Annotated in this window: 17 protein-coding genes; 9 read left to right on the top strand and 8 right to left on the bottom strand. The window is 65.5% G+C overall.

The window, feature by feature from the left end; translation table 11 throughout:
* Nucleotide 1 precedes the first annotated feature (1 nt).
* The 7 genes from llg_RS21970 (at nucleotide 2) to llg_RS22000 (ending at nucleotide 7635) form a co-directional block, all read left to right on the top strand.
* Complete coding sequence (locus tag llg_RS21970) at nucleotides 2–517, top strand: hypothetical protein (protein WP_338287218.1); 516 nt, start codon at nucleotides 2–4, stop codon at nucleotides 515–517.
* Nucleotides 518–570: 53 nt separating this feature from the next.
* Nucleotides 571–1263 (top strand): hypothetical protein, encoded by a 693-nt coding sequence (locus llg_RS21975; RefSeq protein ID WP_338287219.1) that lies wholly within the window; start codon nucleotides 571–573, stop codon nucleotides 1261–1263.
* 44 nt (nucleotides 1264–1307) lie between these two features.
* A complete protein-coding gene (locus tag llg_RS21980; RefSeq protein WP_338287221.1) occupies nucleotides 1308–3374 on the top strand; it encodes a hypothetical protein in 2067 nt (688 codons plus the stop codon).
* Nucleotides 3371–5056 (top strand): hypothetical protein, encoded by a 1686-nt coding sequence (locus llg_RS21985; RefSeq protein ID WP_338287222.1) that lies wholly within the window; start codon nucleotides 3371–3373, stop codon nucleotides 5054–5056. The genes llg_RS21980 and llg_RS21985 overlap by 4 nt, the downstream gene beginning before the upstream one ends.
* Nucleotides 5057–5063: 7 nt before the next feature.
* The gene (locus llg_RS21990) at nucleotides 5064–6398 is read left to right on the top strand and encodes a hypothetical protein (RefSeq protein ID WP_338287223.1); all 1335 of its coding nucleotides are present in this window, start codon (nucleotides 5064–5066) and stop codon (nucleotides 6396–6398) included.
* 227 nt (nucleotides 6399–6625) lie between these two features.
* Nucleotides 6626–7414 carry a cysteine peptidase family C39 domain-containing protein gene (locus llg_RS21995; protein ID WP_338287224.1) on the top strand — a complete coding sequence of 263 codons (789 nt, stop codon included), beginning with the start codon at nucleotides 6626–6628 and terminating at the stop codon, nucleotides 7412–7414.
* Entirely contained in the window at nucleotides 7411–7635 is a 225-nt protein-coding gene (locus tag llg_RS22000; RefSeq protein WP_338287225.1) for a hypothetical protein, read from the top strand. The genes llg_RS21995 and llg_RS22000 overlap by 4 nt, the downstream gene beginning before the upstream one ends.
* Nucleotides 7636–7722: 87 nt before the next feature.
* On the opposite strand, the gene rplQ is transcribed toward llg_RS22000, so the two are convergent.
* From rplQ to llg_RS22015, 3 genes are all read right to left on the bottom strand, one after another.
* Nucleotides 7723–8133, bottom strand: coding sequence for a 50S ribosomal protein L17 (rplQ, locus tag llg_RS22005; protein ID WP_338287226.1), 411 nt, complete (start codon nucleotides 8131–8133; stop codon nucleotides 7723–7725).
* A 37-nt stretch (nucleotides 8134–8170) separates the two neighbouring features.
* Nucleotides 8171–9250, bottom strand: coding sequence for a DNA-directed RNA polymerase subunit alpha (locus llg_RS22010; RefSeq protein WP_338287227.1), 1080 nt, complete (start codon nucleotides 9248–9250; stop codon nucleotides 8171–8173).
* 172 nt (nucleotides 9251–9422) lie between these two features.
* Nucleotides 9423–9878, bottom strand: coding sequence for a hypothetical protein (locus llg_RS22015; RefSeq protein WP_338287228.1), 456 nt, complete (start codon nucleotides 9876–9878; stop codon nucleotides 9423–9425).
* Between the two features lie 260 nt (nucleotides 9879–10138).
* Here llg_RS22015 and llg_RS22020 point away from each other — a divergent pair, with 260 nt between their 5' ends.
* A complete protein-coding gene (locus tag llg_RS22020) occupies nucleotides 10139–10399 on the top strand; it encodes a hypothetical protein (protein WP_338287229.1) in 261 nt (86 codons plus the stop codon).
* Between the two features lie 51 nt (nucleotides 10400–10450).
* On the top strand, nucleotides 10451–11869 hold the full coding sequence (locus llg_RS22025; protein WP_338287230.1) for a deoxyribodipyrimidine photo-lyase: 1419 nt from the start codon (nucleotides 10451–10453) through the stop codon (nucleotides 11867–11869).
* Nucleotides 11870–12022: 153 nt separating this feature from the next.
* On the opposite strand, the gene llg_RS22030 is transcribed toward llg_RS22025, so the two are convergent.
* The 5 genes from llg_RS22030 to llg_RS22050 all read right to left on the bottom strand — a co-directional run bounded on the left by llg_RS22030 (nucleotide 12023) and on the right by llg_RS22050 (nucleotide 16625).
* Nucleotides 12023–13018 (bottom strand): PDZ domain-containing protein, encoded by a 996-nt coding sequence (locus llg_RS22030; protein WP_338287232.1) that lies wholly within the window; start codon nucleotides 13016–13018, stop codon nucleotides 12023–12025.
* Entirely contained in the window at nucleotides 13008–13982 is a 975-nt protein-coding gene (locus llg_RS22035; RefSeq protein WP_338287233.1) for a trypsin-like peptidase domain-containing protein, read from the bottom strand. The genes llg_RS22030 and llg_RS22035 overlap by 11 nt, the downstream gene beginning before the upstream one ends.
* 66 nt (nucleotides 13983–14048) lie before the next feature.
* Nucleotides 14049–14654 carry a hypothetical protein gene (locus llg_RS22040; RefSeq protein ID WP_338287234.1) on the bottom strand — a complete coding sequence of 202 codons (606 nt, stop codon included), beginning with the start codon at nucleotides 14652–14654 and terminating at the stop codon, nucleotides 14049–14051.
* A gap of 121 nt (nucleotides 14655–14775) precedes the next feature.
* On the bottom strand, nucleotides 14776–15984 hold the full coding sequence (locus llg_RS22045) for a hypothetical protein (RefSeq protein ID WP_338287235.1): 1209 nt from the start codon (nucleotides 15982–15984) through the stop codon (nucleotides 14776–14778).
* Nucleotides 15981–16625 carry a TPM domain-containing protein gene (locus llg_RS22050; RefSeq protein ID WP_338287236.1) on the bottom strand — a complete coding sequence of 215 codons (645 nt, stop codon included), beginning with the start codon at nucleotides 16623–16625 and terminating at the stop codon, nucleotides 15981–15983. Before llg_RS22050 ends, llg_RS22045 begins: the two co-directional genes overlap by 4 nt.
* Nucleotides 16626–16700 lie beyond the last annotated feature (75 nt).

Below are 16700 nucleotides of genomic sequence, written 5' to 3' on the forward strand. Positions count from 1 at the left end.
CATGCCCGAACACGTCACCAACTGCCGTATCACCTGGGACCCGGATGGCCGGGCGCTGGTGCTGCTGGATTTCGGCGAGCACTTGATCGACGACATGCAGTTCGGCGGTGAGCAGGGGTTCTCACCCTTCGGCCCGCTGGGAGCCAAGAACGCGGTGCCCTACGCGAACGGGGAGATCGTGGAACCGCACACGTGGACGCGGCGGCGCACGCATGCGTCCCGGCTGGCCGCTCAGCTCTACTGCCATGTGCACCCGCAGACGCTGCCGTATCTGAGCGACCGCAAGGTGCTGCGCTACGAATACCAGGACGGCGCGGTGGTGGATTACCAGGACGCCGTTTTGCTGGCCGCTCCCACCCGCCAATGCTTCCCGGCGGCGAACGAGACGACGACGATCTACAAGGCCGTGTCCGGGGAGATGATTCCGATGAGCGGAGTTCCCTTCACACCGGGCATGACCTGGCGCTGGCTCGACATGGCCTGGGAGGACATCCCGGGCACGTGGGAGGACATGTGAGGGCGCGGGGCGAAGCACGAAATTCAAAGCACTAAATTCCAAACGAAGAGACCATGGGACAAGACCTCTCCACCAAGAAACCGGCGAGCGACGAGCAGACCTTCAAGTGGCTGCTGCACAACTCCGGCGACAGCCTTGCAACGGGATACCGCGTGAGCCTGGGCGATGGCTCCGACCTGCCGCTGTGGCTGAAGACGGGGCAGATCGGCTTCTACAACGCGGGCGGGGTCCTCACCAAGTTCGACTCGGCGGCGACGCAGACGCGGGTGGTGACCTTCCAGGATGCGGACGGGATGGTGTTCCCGGACACCTACAAAATACAGACGGCCGATGTGACGGTGAGCAACACGGGCCTGTCCACGGCGATCGATGATCTGGAGTTCACGCCGCTGGCCAACGGCCGCTACGAGTTCGAGGTGTGGGCGATGGTCCAGAGCGCGGCGACGACGACGGGCGTGGTGATCAGCATGACCGGCCCGACGGTGACGCAGTTTGTTTGGGAGGTGCGTGGCCCTTCCACCAGCGCCAGTGCTCCGCAGATCGCGACGGGAAATGGCTTCACGGTGACCTTCAATGGCACCGCGATTCCGGCCGCGAACACGCCTCAGCCCTTGATCATCCGGGGCTCGTTCCTCGTGACCGGATCGCCGGGCGCGCCCGTCAAGGTGGTGCTGAACACCGAGGTCAACGGCTCCGCGGTGAAGATGCTGACGGGTTCTTACGCCCGCTTTCGAAGAATCGGCTGAGGCCAAGAGTGCCGAGTCAGCAGTGATCAGAGAAGAGAGAAGCGATGTCCAACGATCCGACGATTGACCTGAGATTCCAAACCACCGGCGTGAAGCAGGTGGTGAAGGACATCGAGCAGGTGGTGGTGACGCAGAAGGACGCGGAGGAATCCGCGGCCACGGTGGTGGACCAGGCAGAGGAGCGGAAGCGCCAGGCGCTGGAACGCACGAAGCGGCTGAAGGCGGCCGCCGAGGAGATCAACAAGCGCGAGCAGCAGGGCGCGGCCGACACCGCCGCGGCGATCGTCGAGGCCGAGGAGAAGAAGCAGCAGGCGGTGGCGGAAACCTCCGACGCGGAACAGCGCGAGGCGGAGATCCGGAGGAAGATCTACGAGGAGGACACGCGCATCTCGAATGCGGCGGCGGCCGCCTACGTGGCGCAGCAGCAGAAGATCAAGGACGAGGCCCGGGCGCGGCGTGAAGCGCGCCTCGCCCAACAGGAGGCCGTCACGAAGCCGGAGAACAACCCGATGGCCTCCGGCGTGACGCCGATGACGGCCGCCGAGATCGAGAAGGAAGACGCGGCGCGCAAGGCCGCGAACGCGGAGATCCTGCTGGGGCTGAAGCGCAAGGAGGCCGCGATCGAGACCGAGCGGCTGGCGGCCGCCGAGCGCAAGGCGACGACGGAGAAGGAGCGGGAGGCCGATGTGCAGGAGGCGATGAACCGCCAGGCGCTACGGGCACGTGGCCAGATGGGCAAGCTCCCCACGATGCCGGTGGCGGGCGGCGCGGCCGGTGGTGGCAGCGAGGCCGATCCGAGCGATGCGACGGGCCTGAAGGGCCTGCTGCGTGGCACCTCGATGGGCGACGTGGCCGCGAACGTCGCTCCCTACGCCGCGATCGCGCTGGCGGCAAGGAAGGCGGTGGGCGAGGTGGCGGAGCTGGCCAAGAAGCAGGCGGAAATCGATCCGGCCTGGGCGAAGGAATACGCGACCGAGCTGAAGCTGCTGGCGTCGCTGCAAGATCCGATCGGCGAGCTGATGGAGACGCTCGCGGGTGGGCCGAAGAAGGCGCAGGAGGAGATGGTGAAGGCCATCGCCTATGCGAAGGATGCGCGCACGGCCTACCTGGAACTGAAGAAGACCGAGGAGGACCGGAAGAAGGCGATCGAGGAGCGGACGATCAAGACGCAACTGGAACAGGAGCTGACGGCCAACGAGAATCTTTCGAAGAGCATCGAGCGCCAGATCCAACTGCTCAAGCAGCGGCGGGACGCGGACGTTGCAATCGCGGACAACGCCGCCGACACGAAGATCGCCCAGATCCGGGCGGGCGCGGGGACCGACGCGGAGAAGGCCACGCAGGTGGCGGCGCTGGAAGCCGAGAAGCGGCAACGGGCCTATCAGAACGCGCTGGCCGACGGGGCGACTGAGACCGCTATCGCGCAAGCCAAGGTCAACGAACTGAACGGCACTCTTCAAGTTTGGCAGGGAGCATTGGATGCTGCCAGCATCCGGCTGGTGGATGCCCAGTTGAAGCTGGAGAAATTCAACGAAACGCATCCTTCGAGGCTGGGCAAGGACCCGACTCAAAAGGAGCGGGATGATTTCGCGATTGCCGAGAGCGATCGCGCCGGGATGAGGGCCGACATCGGCAAGGCTCGGGGCGACGTCAACTCGACCACCGATCAAAGGAACGGAATTCAAAACCAGCTCAACGAGGCGCAGGCCAACCTGGAGCAGCTACTGAAGGAGCAGGCCATCTCGAATGAGAAGCTGCTGTCCGATTTTTCGAACGGCCAGCAACAAGCTGCAATTGCCCTAGGGACCTCGCTGAACGACCAGGCGCGGGCGTTCCAGGACAAGATCAAGCAGATCGATGCGGACAACGCCGCACGAGGCATCGAGAGCGACAATCTCCTTAAAGGAGCGATCCAGACGATGTCCGAAATACTCAAGGACGGCATCGTCGATCCCACCGAGATCCAAAAATTCCGCAACGCCTTCACCGAAGTAATGAACTCACGTGCGGCCCTAGATCGGGAGATCTACTCCCAATTGGCTAAAATGCAGGGGGCTTATAACCAGCTTCTAATCGAATACCGAAACCTCAAAGCCCAGCGTAACCAATGACCAAGTGGACCTTCCAAGGATCGAACGGCCTGGCGTGGGATGAACGCAAGCGAACCGGCGCGGAGCGCGGCGTGCCCGCGGATGTGGACCTCTCCTGGGAGTGCCTGGAGGCCGGGCGGATCTCGTGGACGCAGCAGCGTGGCACGCGGCCTCCGGACGTGGGGCAGCGGATCGTGATCTATCGGGACGACGAAGCGGTCTTCACGGGCTACGCGAAGATCCGGCCGTGGAGCTGGGTGAAGGGCGAGGGCGCGACCTTCAAGGTGGAGCTGGTGGACGCGATGTGGATCCTGGGCGAGCTGCCACTGATCAGCGCGTATGTGGGCAACAACGGCTCGCAAACGGTGCAGCCCAGCATCGACCTCCCGCAGCAATCGATCCGCTCCAGCGTGGTCCAACTACTGGGCTCGCAGGCGGTGGTGCAGCAGGGAATCCTGGACATCCCGGCCGACTTCATTGTGGGCAACCGCAGCTTCTCCGGAGGCTCCTGGCTGGCGGCGATGGTGGAGGTGCTCAAGCCTCTATCCGACCATGCGGTGTATCTGGACTACTTTTACAATCCGCCGACCTTCAACGTGGTGAGGAGGAGCGGGCTGATGGAGGAGGTGACGCTCATCCCGGGACGGCACGAGATCCACGAGATCGCGGACTTCACGCCGCGCCCGGATCTGAAACCGGCGGGGGTGATCGTCTCCGTGGCGGAGCGCGGGGCGAACGGAAAAGTGAACTTCATCAAGCGGCAGGTGGGCGGCGCGGGAGGCGGGCAGGTGGTGGCCGTGTCCTCGCCGCAATTGCTGCCTTTCATCCCGCCGGATGACCTGCCGAGCGTGGCGATCCAGACGAGCCCGATCGTGGGGGGATGGGCGGAAGCGAAGGTGCTGGACACGGCGATCGCGCAGGCGATCGCGAACTACGGCGACATCACGCCGACGGCCATTTCGGGATTCGATTTCCTCTACTCCAGCTCCGGAGGAACGGGCAGCACGAACACGACGCAGATCGCGCCTGCGGTGATCAAGCAGGTGAGCAGCGGGGCGGCGGTGGCGGCCAGCTCGTGGCACCGGGTGACGAACGGAGCATCGTTGCCGGATTTCCTGCTGACCGATTATTCGATCAAGAACGGGGCCATCCAGGTGATGGGCGTGTTCCGCCTGCAGATCTACGGAGAGCCCTTTGCCAGCGTGCCGAACACGCTGCTGGCGCTGAACAACGCGGGGCGGGTGACGTGGCTGAAGGGCTACCCATCCGGAGGCACGGCGATCCTCACGAACTACTACATCCACGTGGACTACACGATCGACAGCGCGATCAATGGCCCGGCTCCGAACCTCGGCTACACCTCGCTGACGACGGTCTATCAGAAGGCGGCATATCAATACCGGACGGAGCCGCCGGGGCTCGCGGAGAACCTTTTCAACGCGCAAAACTTCGTGCCCTGGGAGGGGCAGATCAGTTTCACGCCGAAGATGCCGTGGCGGCGGTGGATCGGCTGCAAGATCAACGTGATCCACCCGGATGATCCGGACATGGCGACGGCCGGTGCGATCGTGCAATCGCAGTCTGTGAACCTGCGCACGGGCGTGGTGACGATCCGCTGCGGGACGCCGATGCGGGTGGCGATGAGCGACGTGACGGGCCGCTACCGCGCCTCCAGATCGACGGACAACATTCAAGCGACGTGACGAGACGATGAGGGACTACAAGCAATTCGAAGTGCGGGCGACCGAGGGCGGCGATCTGTGGGCGGGCGATGGCTACGTGCAGAGCCAGCGAGGCGGGGCGCGGGTGCGGGTGGCGGATGACGCGACGGAGATCTCGGGCATCGAGCAGCGGACGTTCCTGGGCGGCAGCGGCCGCAACGTGAGGCTGACCTCGCCGGATGCGACGGGCGCGCCGCACGGGATGTTTCGGGCAGTGTCGCCGATGTTGTTCGTGGGTCAGCTCAACGGGGCGTGGGAGCTGCGGTATGATGAGGAGGACGGGAGCGTGGAGCTGCACGATGGTGTGGACGTGGTGGCGACGGCCGCCGCCGGGACGGTGCCGCTGGGCGGGCGGATCATGTGTGGCTCGCTGGCGACGGCGGGTGGCGATGGGGGCGGCGTCTACGAGGTCGAGTTGGGATCGGACACGGGGACGGTGGAACTCGTTTTCAATGCGTTCAGCGTGCCGGATCGATTCGTGGTGACGTGGGATGGGGTGGATGTGATCGACACAGGCCTGCGGGGGGATGATGGGGACTACACGCCCGTGGGCGGTGGTGCGCCGGAAACCGTGGTGTGCGACGGGGTGGGTGCCGGAACGCTGAGCTTCAACAAGGCGGCCGCCACGCCGACCAAGGCGACCGTGACGGTGCTGTCTCCCTATGAGGGCACGGGTTGGGAGTTCGCGCTCGGGTGCCCAGGAGGCGGCAGCCCGCCCTTTCCGCCGAGCACGCTCCTGGACGACGGGGAGTTCACGCTGGTGGCGACGCCCTACGGGGAAACGACCTACTTCGGCGGCGAGCCGTTCGGTCTCGTGGCGCGGGTGGAGAAGGCGTATGTGGCCGCGACGCTGTTCCAGAAGGCGACGGTGAACCCGATGGCCGGGACGGTGCCGGGGCAGACGTTCACAGCCGCCTCCCGGAGCGAATACCTGGGTGACACGGACGCGGCCTGGACGATCACGGTGGCGAGCGATGGCGTGGCCAGCATCAGCGACGGCACGATCACGGTGGCAGCGCGGGCCAGCGGCCTGCCAGACGAGGCCGGAGGGGTCTACACGGCGACGGAGGACGGCGCGGCGGCCTACAACGACGGGGAGCCCTTTGACATCGTGGTGAGCCTGCTGGCGACACCGCCCAGGACGGGGCACGTCTACACGCTGATCACGGAGGGCTCGCCGGGAGAGGTCACGGCCGCCAAGGGGCCATTCCTGGCCCGCACGATGCCCGCGCCGAGCGCCCCGCACTATCCGCTGGAGCTGGCCGAGATCCTGGACGGGGGCACCGTGCTGCCGATCCGCGAGGGGGTCATTCCGTGGGGGTGAGGACCGGCGGCCGCAACGGGTCGGCAGGGGCGTTGCAACGGGGTTGCCGGTGGCGGGAAACGGGGGCGAAACGGCCCGTTTTTCTCAACATCGCGGCAACTTTTCTCAAATGGGATGGCGAGTTACACTGTCACGGAAGAACCGCGATCCACCCGCCAGCTCCTTCGCTGCTCTGATTCGTTTCGGCCTCTTCCCGCTCACAAGTTGAAAACTTGTGCTACTTCCGAATGTCCCCCACCACCGCCGCGCTCAGCACCCTGGCCGTCGTCCTCGCGGTGGCGCTCCTCGTCGCCCGCCGCATGGAACTGCTGGCCCCGCGCGCCCGGCGGAAATGGCGGCTCGGCGTCGCCATCACCCTCTCCATCCTCTGCCTCCCCGGCCTCTGGTTCAGCGTCTACTACCTGCACCTCCTGCCGGAAGCCCCGCTCCTCTACGACCTCCGCTCCCAGCCGCTCTCCGAATGGTGGCTCGCCCTCTTCCTCCCCGCCGCCGTGGCGTGGAGCGCCTTCATTCCTCGGCCCGTGGCGGTCATCGGCTACGCCCTCGCCGTCACCGCGATGCTGCCGCCCTTCCTCAAGCCGCTCCTGAAGCCGCTTGAGCTATCCCGGCTCACCGACCAGTGGAACGGCGACGCCTGCCTGCAATCGACCGAGTCCACCTGCGGCCCCGCCAGCGCCGCCACCGTGCTGCGCTTCCTGGGCGACACCCGTGCCACGGAGAAAGATCTCGCCCGCCGCTCCTGGTCCACCGCCAGCGGCACCGAGGCCTGGCACCTCGCCCGCACCCTGCGCCGCCGCGGCCGCACCGTCGATTTCGAGTTCCACGGCCTGCCCCCCGCCGACCACCTGCCCGGCATCATGGGCATGAGCATCGTCGGCAACGGCCATTTCGTCGCCCTCCTGAAATGCGAGGGCGACCAATGGACCATCGCCGATCCCCTCGTCGGCATCGAGACCCTCAGCCGCCACGACCTGGAGAAACGCGAGATCTCCCCCTTCTTCATGCGCATCCGGTGAGCCTCTCCCAAGGAGTTGAGGCTTTAGCCGAGGAGGGTCTTCAGAGGGGGGCGGAGGCTAGAGAGAAGTTTGCTGGTGTTCAGTTTTCAGTTTTCAGGAAGAGAAGACCAGTTTCTCCCCATCCATCCATCGGCCTCCAGCTCTTCCCTTTTGCGCTTCTTGCGCCTTTTGCGGCTAAAATCTCCAGAGCCTCCGCCCCCCTGAAGACCCTCCTCGGCTAAAGCCTCAACTCCTGGTCACACAAAAAGCCGTCCGCGTTTCCACGGACGGCTTCTTGAAATCGGATCGGGCGGTGAAGCCCGGGAACCTTACTCGGCCTTGGCGGCTTCGGCCGGCTCGGCGGCGACAGCCTCAGCGGCGACCGGAGCGTCCACCCACTCGATGAAGCCCATCGGAGCGGCATCGGACGTGCGGACACCGAGCTTCGTGATGCGGGTGTAGCCACCCTGGCGGTCCTTGGAAGCCGGAGCGACTTCATCGAACAGCTTCTTCACGGCGTCCTTCTGGCGCAGGAACGCCAGGGCGACGCGGCGGGCGTGGAGGTCTCCACGCTTGCCAAGGGTGATCATTTTCTCAGCCACCGGGCGCAGGGCCTTGGCCTTGCCGAGGGTGGTCTTGATGCGGCCGTGCTCGATCAGGCTGCACGCGAGGTTCGCGAGGAGCGAGCGGCGGTGTGCGGCGGTGCGCTTGAGCTTGGTGGTGTTGCGGCGATGTCTCATCGGGTGCTCCCTTTCTAATTAAAATACGGTTTGAAAATCAGTCGTCGAGGTTCTGGGCGATCAGGTCGGCAAGACCCACCGGGGCCTCTTCCTCCACGCCGAGGCGCGGGGCGCGCGCCGAAGCGCTCGGGCCGGTGAGGAGCGACGGATCGAAGGACATGCCGAGGCCGAGGCCGAGTTCGACAAGCTTGTCCTTGATCTCGTTGAGCGACTTCTTGCCGAAGTTGCGGTACTTGAGCATTTCCGCCTCCGTCTTCATCGCGAGCTGGCCCACGGACGTGATGTTGGCGTTGTTGAGGCAGTTGGCGGCGCGGACCGAAAGCTCGATCTCGTTGACCGACATGTTGAGCAGCTTCTTCAGCGCGGCGTTCTCCTCGCTGGACTCCATCGGAGCCTCTTCGAAGTCCACGGCGTTCTCGTCGTAGTTGACGAACACGTCGAGGTGGTGGCGGAGGATCGCGGAAGCCTGCAGGAGGGCGTCCTGCGGGGTGATGCGGCCGTCCGTCCAGATGTCGAGCACCAGCTTGTCGTAGTCGGTCATCTGGCCGACGCGGGTGGTGTCGACCGCGTACTTCACGCGGGTCACCGGGGAGAAGATCGAGTCGATGGCGATCACGCCGATCGGCTGGTCCTTGCGCTTGTTCTCGTCACCGGTGGAGAAACCACGGCCGACGCGGACTTCGAACTCGCAGTCGAACTTCACCTTCTTGTCGAGGGTGCAGATCACCTGGTCCTTGTTGACGACTTCGAACACGTGGTCGCCCTGGATGTCACCGGCGGTGACGACGCCTTCCTTCTCGATCTTGATCGAGAGGATGCGGGAGTCCTTGTCGTGGTGAAGGAACTTCACCTTCTTGAGATTGAGAATGATGTCCGTGACATCTTCCACCACGCCCGGGAGGCTGGAGAACTCGTGCTGCACGCCCGCGATGCGGACGGAGGTGATGGCGGCGCCTTCGAGGGAGGACAGGAGGACGCGGCGGAGCGAGTTGCCGAGGGTGTGGCCGTAGCCGCGCTCGAAAGGTTCGGCGCTGAACTGGGCGTAAACGTCGGTGGCGGTGTCCTCGTTGCGGACGAGGCGGTTCGGGATCTCGAATCGAGACAGTTTAACGGACATGGTATCAATGGATTGCCGGGTTGCCCTCCTTGCGAGCGATGACCTTTCCATGCGGAAAAGACAGGAGGACCAACGGCGGGTTCAAGGCTCGCGGGGGCGGGACTAAATCGGATCAAATCGCGCTTGCAAAGCTTTTTTTCCCGGTTTTGGGAGCTCCGCCGGGCCAAAACCCTCAAACCGCCGCCGCCTCCCCTCTTCTCCTCCGGTCGAAACGCGCGATTCGGACCACCCAAACCAGCGCCGCAGCCACCGGCACCGGCCACAGCGGCACCGTAACGAAGAAGGGAGAGCCCCCCACCCGCCATCCCGGCGGATCGAAACGCACGATCGTCCCCTCCCGCCCCGGAAGCCCCGGCAGGAAGCGGAGCCCGGGGGCCCACACCACGGCCCTCCCGCGATTTCCCCACCACCAGCGCACCCATCCAGCCCGGAAACACCCGTGCTCAATCATCACCGAAACACCTTCCTCGGCGACCGTTGAGGCACCCGAAGGCGAAGGCCGCGAAAAATCCACCAGCACGCTCGCAAGCCCGGACGACAGCCAGAGCCCCATCAGCACCAACCAACGGGTCAAGCCCTTCCAGAACCAACGTTGGCGGTACACGGGAGACTCCGGGAAGCGATCCATGGCATGAGAGAAACCCCGCCTCGGGGCATTTCCGTCTATCCCCGGATCTCCCTTCACAAGCCCACCGCACGGGTGGATTTACGCAGCCCGCCGGTTGGATCGAATAACATTCCGCCGCCCTCCGTCCACCGCCTGTGAACCCGCGATCCGGCCCTACCTCCAGCGAGTGGAAAATTTCCGATAGAATCGAACAAATTCGGGATGGAATTTCTGCCAAAACCGAGCAACAGTTAGGAGTGAAGACTCACGTACTAAGCACGATGAGATCGAAGCGAAATCTCACCCGTTTCACGTACGAGCACACCGCCTTCCAAGGATGGCGTCTGTGCCTCAGCCGTGGCGGGACCACGTTCACACGCTACTTCTCCGACAAGCACTACGGAGGCGGACGGAAGTCGCTCGACGCGGCTGAAGCTGCCCTCGAAGAGCTCAAAACCCTGTTGGAGGGCTCGAAGAAAGTGAACGGCAAACTCATGCCGTCCACGATCCGCAAAGCCGAAAAGCTGCTCATGGAGCACTGAGGTGCTCGATGAACAGTTGCGCGTAGGAGCGGTTTCGCTTTGTTGGAGGCCATGGCTTCCGACACTCCCCCGGTCGTACATTGGTTCAGGCGCGATTTCCGCATCGCGGACAACCGCGCGCTGCATGCCGCCACGACCGCCGGACTGCCGGTAGTCCCGGTCTACATTCTCAGCGGTTGGAAAAAACGGCACCATTGGACGGGGCCGAAAAGGCAGCACTTTTTGTGCCGCTCGCTCGGGTCCCTGTCCAAGAACCTCGGGACGATCGGCGGCACGCTGGTCGTCCGCCAGGGGGACGCGGTCGCCGAGCTCCGCCAGATCCTCCGGGAAACCAAGGCCAGCGCCTTGTATTTCAACGAGGACCCGGACCCGTTTGGCAAAAAAACGGAGGCGGAGGTCCGGAAGCTGTGCGGCGAACTGGGCGTGGAATGCCACTCCTTCCACGATGCCACGCTGCACGCGCCGGACGAGGTGCTCACCCAAGGCGGACAGCCCTACCGCGTCTTCACCCCCTACAGCCGGAACTGGCTGAACCTGGAGAAGCCCGCGCCGCTGCCGGTTGCGAAAAAGATCACCACCCCGGGCGGCTTGGAATCCCTGCCCCTGCCCACCGTCGCGGTGTGGGACATGGACGAGCCGGAGGGCGATTTCGTGGAAGCCGGGGAAAGGGCTGCCAGGGAACGCTTGAAGCGGGCACTTGAAGCGAAGGTTGGCCACTACCAGGCGCTGCGGGATTTCCCGGCGGAGGAGGCCACCTCGCGCATCTCCCAGGACCTGCGCTTCGGCCTGATCTCGATCCGCACCGTGTATGCGAAATGCGCCGAGGCCATGGCTGGCACCCGCGGCAAGGTCCGGGAAGGCTTCGAGACCTTCATCAAGGAACTGGCGTGGCGGGAATTCTACTTCGCCATCCTCCACCACTACCCGGAGGTGCTGGACCATGAGTTCAATCCCGAGTGGCGCGGACTGTGGTGGGCCGAGCCGGACGGGAAGTTCGAGGCGTGGCAGCAGGGCCGCACCGGTTTCCCGATCGTGGACGCCGGCATGCGCCAGCTCCTGCACGCCGGTTTCATGCACAACCGCGTGCGGATGATCACCGCCATGTTCCTCACCAAGGACCTGCACCTCGATTGGAAACTCGGCGAGTCGTGGTTCCTCCAGCACCTCATCGACGGCGAGATCGCCTCCAACAACGGCGGCTGGCAATGGTCCGCCGGCACCGGTGCCGATGCCGCCCCCTACTTCCGCATCCAGAACCCGTGGTCGCAGACGAAACGCTACGACCCGGAGGGCAAATACATCCGGAAATGGGTGCCGGAACTGGCGAACGTCCCGACCGCCCGGCTGATGGAGCCGCCCAAGGACGGCCGCCCGATCGCCGCGGGCTACCCGCTTCCCATCGTCGACCACCACGCCGAGCGCGACCGCACCCTGGCGATCTTCAAGAAGCACAAGGAGCAGAGGACATAGTAGCGCAAGTTTCCAACTTGCGAGCGGGAGCGGCCCGCCTGGCCGCCAATGCACGCCCTATCCCAATCAAGCCCCGAACAGTGGTCCACCGGGAGCTTGTCGCGCGTTCACACGCCCAACAAGCCATCCCCATGCGCAAGTTAAAAACTTACGCTACTTCCCCGCGTCCTTCACCAGCTTCTCCGCGAGGGTCTTCAGCTCGGACACCGGGATGGCGAAACTCTGCGCGCGGTCGGCGCGGGCGATGTTCATGCCCACGCAGCGGCCATCGAGATCGAGCAAGGGACCGCCCACCGAATCCTTCCGGCCGAGGATGTCGTGCTGGATCACCTTCGGGAAACCGGTGCGGCGCTGCGAATACTCGCCGCTCATCTCGTCGTTGCGGGTCTTCTCCTCGTACATCTCCCCACGCGCGGCGAGGCGAACCTCGATGGTCTCCTCCTTGCCATTCCGGCGGAAAGTCACCTTCACGGTGGAGCCCGCCTTCTTCTCCTTCAGCGCGGCCATCAGGTCCTCGGACTTGGTGATCTTCTTGCCATCGATCGCCACCAGCACATCCCCCTTCTGGAGGCCGGCCTCGTGCGCGCCACTGTGTTCGTTCACATCCGCCACCTCGGCCTTCGACTTCTCCTTGATCACCACGCCCAGGGCGGCCCCGCCGCTGGCCTGGATCTCGCGGGGCTTCGCGCTGATGATGCCGGGCAGCGCGCGGCGGCGCGTCAGGCTGGTGGCTCCGTTCGCCACCACCCACGTGCCCTGCGGCACATCGGCCTCGGTGGCGTAGACCACGGGCTTCAGGCCCTGGGCATCGATCTTCACCAGCGCCACATCCCAGATCGCGTCCACCGCCACGACGCGGGCGTCGTATTTGGTGGCATCCACGATCACGGTCAGGCTGGCCACGTTCTGGATCTCGCTGGCCTTGCTCAGGATGTAGCCATCGGCGGACACCACGGTGCCGTAGGCGATGTCCTTGCGGCCGTCCCGCATCACCGCGCTGCTGGTCTGGAGCACCTGGCGCGCGGGTTCGAAGGCGGCCACCACGGCATCCCCGTTCTTGCGGAAATCGGATTCGAGGTTCTGGGCGGCGTGGGAAGCGGTCGCGAGCGCACCGAAACAGATCGCGCGGAAAAGGAGCTTAGCGTTCACCGAGTCTGAGGACGAGGGTTTCGGGTTTGCCATTGCGGAGCATCTCGAGCGCCAACTTGTCGCCGGCGGCCATGTCCTTGAGCATTCCCTGTAAATCATCACGGGTCGCCAGCGGCTTGCCGTTGAGTTTCAGCAGCACGTCGCCTTCGACGATGCCGGCCTTCTCGGCAGGGCTCTCACGCCCCACCTTCGACACCCGCAGGCCACCTTCCGGGCGGGCTTCCGTGGCGAGCCCGAGGAAGCCCTTGCCCTTTTCCGGAGCTTTCGCGAACGGGCCTTCGCCCACGAAATTGCCGCCGATCATCTCGTCCCAGTGCTTCAGGAACTCCTTCACCGGCACGTGCATGTTCTGCGCCAGCACCTCGCCGACGCGGGAGTGGATGCCGATCAAGCGCCCTTGCAGGTCGAAAAGCGGTCCTCCGGAGTCGCCGCCGATCAGCGTGCAGTCCGATTGGATGGTGGAATCCGCGGTGCGGACGAGGCGGCCGAGGCGGACCACCGAGCCGCGGTCCTTGTCGAAGCCGCCGGAATGACCGAGCGCGAACACCCAGTCGCCCAGGCGCGTGTTTTCATCACGGTCGATCTCCACATGGGGGTAGTTCCCCTTTTCGGTGATCTTCACCATCGCGCAGTCGGTGGTGGCCACCAGTCCGAGCGACTCGGCCTTCAGCTTCTTCCCATCCTCCATCACCACCGTCATCTCCTTGTTGGTGCCGGAGGCCACGTGGGCGGCGGTGAGGATCAGGCCATCCGCGGACACGATCACGCCGCTGCCGCTGCCCTCCCCCATCTCGATGCAGACGGTGGCCTCGCGGGCCTTCGGCAGGGCGGCGGTGAGCGCCTTCTGGATGGCATCGAGGTCCTTCCGGCTGTCCGGAGCCTTCTTGTCCTGGAAATAGGGCCGCTCCGGCGCGGCGGTCGCCACCAGCGGGATACAGGCAATCAGCGGAAGGAGACGGGTCATGGAGGATCGGGGAATCATACTACCGTGAACGGGCGGATCTCGCAACCGTCCGGATACCAGCGCGATTCAATCCTGTTTTCGTCGAAAAATCGCCACCCATTCCCGACCCTCGCGGCCAGGATAGGACCGGGTGGGCACCCAGGCATCCACCCGCTCGAACCACGGGGCCAGCAGCCCCTCGATCTCGCCGATGGTGGAATCGAACGGCGGGCCGCAGCTTTCCTCCCCGCGCTCGTTCGGCGTCAGGAAAAACACCCCGCACAGCCAGCCGCCGGGCCGCACCAAAGCCCCGGCCGCCTCCGCATAGCGCGGGCGGTCGACCGGATCGATCGCGCAGAAACACGTGTGCTCCCACCACCCGGTGAAGCCCTTCGCCGGCCACCACGAGCGATCGAAGAGATCCGCCTGGAGGTAACGCTCCTGCCCTACCGAGGGAAACCCGCGCGCGCCCTCCACCGCCGCGGCGGCCAGGTCGAGCCCCAGCACCGGCACCCCGGTGGACGCGATCACCCGCACATCATGCCCGAATCCGCAGCCTGGCGCGAGCACCTCGCCCCCGCCCCATGGCGGCGCGGCGTTCCACCGCTCCATGAGTTCCAGCAGCGGCGGCGCGGCCGAGCCCTTCTCCCACGGAGTGTCGTGATGGCGGTAGCGGAATTCCCAGTCGGTCATGATTTAAAGACGCAAGACTTGAAGACGTAAGAAGCAAGACAAGAAGCAAAGAGAAAATCCTCCGAAGCGCCTTGTCTGAGACTCTCCTCTTACTTCTTGCGTCTTCAAGTCTTCCTTCTTCTCAAGCCCTCCTGAGGTAATCCGGCACCTGCTCCCGCTGGACCGCGGGCGGCAGCGAGCCGCTGGCGAAGGAAATGACCGCCCCCACCCCGGCGGCATGGTCGCCCCCGAGCCGCGGCTCGACATCGAACTCCGGGAACCGGTAGCGCGCGCGGAACTGGAGCCACAGCTTCACGCCCCACCCGGCGAGCGCCGAGCCGAGCAGCACCGCCACCGGCAGCCACCAGCGGTCGGGCAGCTTGCGGTAGAGCGCCGCCAGCTTGCTCTCCTTCTCCGGGGCCTTCGCCGGGGCATTTTCCGCCACGGGGAAGGAATCCGGGATGGTGCCACCGGCCAGGATCCGCTCCATCCAATAGAGCCGGATCGACATCTGGACGCAGAAGGCATCGAGCTGCTCCACCGCGTCCGCCTTGTCCAGGGCCCGGAGCACCGAGCTCTGCAAGGCCCGCCGCTGCTCCGCCCCGGACACCGCGTCCGTGAGCGAGGGGCTCAGGTAGATCACCGAGCGCTGCGGCGCACCGAGGAAATAGAACACGAAGGCCGCCGGGCGACCGCTGGCATACAGGCGCTCCGCCAGCTCCTCCGCACGCACGTCGCCGGGGATTTCCTGGGACGCGCCGAAGACATAGACGAAGAGGTCGATGGTCGAATCCGTGGCGTGGTAGTTCAGGAACGCCAGCCGGTCGTGCGTCTGCTGCGGCGTGAGCAGCTTCTGGGGATCGACAAGGAAGGCCTTTGGGCGTTCGTTGAAATAGGCCGCCAGGTATTTCTCCGGGATCGCGGTGGAGGGCGTCGAATCCTCCGCCAGCTCCTCCGCGGTGGGCCCGGCGACCTTCAGCGGCTGGGGCTTCGTGGCGGGCTCCTCCGGCGGCATCTCGTCGGTGAGGAGAAAGGCCCCCGGCACCGTCTTGCCGCCCTTCAGCAGCGCGAGGTCGGCGTCCGACCACTTCGGGAGCTGCGCATCGGGCACGCCCTCCGGCCCCAATGTCGGCATCGGCGGGAAATGCGGCGTGTCCGGGTCCGGCTGCGTGTCCACGGCCGCCGCGGGAGCCGGCTTGGGCTTCGGCTTTTCGGGCTCCGGCTTCTTCTCCGTGCGGGTGGATTTGGCCTTGGTCGAGGACGACGGCTTCTCGGTCTTGGCGGAGGCCACCGGCAGCGGCGCGAACAGGAGCAGACTGGAAAGGACGAGCAGGGACGCGCGGACGTTCATGGCCGGGCCTCCTCGTTTTCCCGCGTGTCTTGCGGCAGCGGCTGGCGGCCGTGGCGGATCTTCTGCACCAGGTTCTCCACCTGCGGCGGGCGGGCCACACGGCGCTCGAACTTCGCTGGATTCCGGCGCGCCTGGCGGCTGCGCTTTTTCAACAGCGTCTCGAGCTGGCCGATCGCCTTCACCAGGCCATCCGCGAACCGGCCTTCCAGCCAGTAAGAATGCGCGCGGGACAAGCAATGGAACGTGTCCTCCTCGTCGAGATAGGCATCGAGCAGGTAGCCGAAGGTGATCCCCGCCGCGCGCGCCTCGGCGTCGATCGCGATCAGCACGCCCGCCTCGTTCGGGCGGTCCACCGCCACGTCCTCGAACGCGCCGCGGTTGAGCAGCCAGAAGCCGAACTGGCGGAGGTTCGCCACCCCGCTGAAGGAGCCGGTGTGCACGGCGATGAAGAGCTGCGGAAACCGGCGGTTGAACGCCAGCATCGCGTTCTCCACCTGCCGCTGCTCCTCGCGCCGCATCAACCCGGCCGCATCCGTTAGGGAGCGCAGCCGCACCTCCTCCGATCCGAAGATCGCGTCCGCGTCACCCAACGAGAAGCCGCAGTGCGGGCACCCGGCCGCCGCGCGGTGGATTCGTTGCACGCAGCGCGGACATTTCATGTGGGATGGGGTGGGGTGGGGAAAAACCGCTGGTAGGCTACGCCGCGCGCTTCATTC

Source organism: Luteolibacter sp. LG18 (assembly GCF_036322585.1).
Classification (GTDB): domain Bacteria; phylum Verrucomicrobiota; class Verrucomicrobiia; order Verrucomicrobiales; family Akkermansiaceae; genus Luteolibacter.

What these genes read in the sequence shown, in the direction of transcription:
- rplQ (WP_338287226.1), bottom strand. Translation starts at nt 8,133, where the DNA reads ATGAGACATCGCCGCAACACCACCAAGCTCAAGCGCACCGCCGCACAC.
- llg_RS22025 (WP_338287230.1), top strand. Translation starts at nt 10,451, where the DNA reads ATGGCTTCCGACACTCCCCCGGTCGTACATTGGTTCAGGCGCGATTTC.
- llg_RS22040 (WP_338287234.1), bottom strand. Translation starts at nt 14,654, where the DNA reads ATGACCGACTGGGAATTCCGCTACCGCCATCACGACACTCCGTGGGAG.
- llg_RS22045 (WP_338287235.1), bottom strand. Translation starts at nt 15,984, where the DNA reads ATGAACGTCCGCGCGTCCCTGCTCGTCCTTTCCAGTCTGCTCCTGTTC.
- llg_RS21975 (WP_338287219.1), top strand. Translation starts at nt 571, where the DNA reads ATGGGACAAGACCTCTCCACCAAGAAACCGGCGAGCGACGAGCAGACC.
- llg_RS21990 (WP_338287223.1), top strand. Translation starts at nt 5,064, where the DNA reads ATGAGGGACTACAAGCAATTCGAAGTGCGGGCGACCGAGGGCGGCGAT.
- llg_RS22020 (WP_338287229.1), top strand. Translation starts at nt 10,139, where the DNA reads ATGAGATCGAAGCGAAATCTCACCCGTTTCACGTACGAGCACACCGCC.
- llg_RS21970 (WP_338287218.1), top strand. Translation starts at nt 2, where the DNA reads ATGCCCGAACACGTCACCAACTGCCGTATCACCTGGGACCCGGATGGC.
- llg_RS21980 (WP_338287221.1), top strand. Translation starts at nt 1,308, where the DNA reads ATGTCCAACGATCCGACGATTGACCTGAGATTCCAAACCACCGGCGTG.
- llg_RS21995 (WP_338287224.1), top strand. Translation starts at nt 6,626, where the DNA reads ATGTCCCCCACCACCGCCGCGCTCAGCACCCTGGCCGTCGTCCTCGCG.
- llg_RS22015 (WP_338287228.1), bottom strand. Translation starts at nt 9,878, where the DNA reads ATGGATCGCTTCCCGGAGTCTCCCGTGTACCGCCAACGTTGGTTCTGG.
- llg_RS21985 (WP_338287222.1), top strand. Translation starts at nt 3,371, where the DNA reads ATGACCAAGTGGACCTTCCAAGGATCGAACGGCCTGGCGTGGGATGAA.
- llg_RS22035 (WP_338287233.1), bottom strand. Translation starts at nt 13,982, where the DNA reads ATGACCCGTCTCCTTCCGCTGATTGCCTGTATCCCGCTGGTGGCGACC.
- llg_RS22010 (WP_338287227.1), bottom strand. Translation starts at nt 9,250, where the DNA reads ATGTCCGTTAAACTGTCTCGATTCGAGATCCCGAACCGCCTCGTCCGC.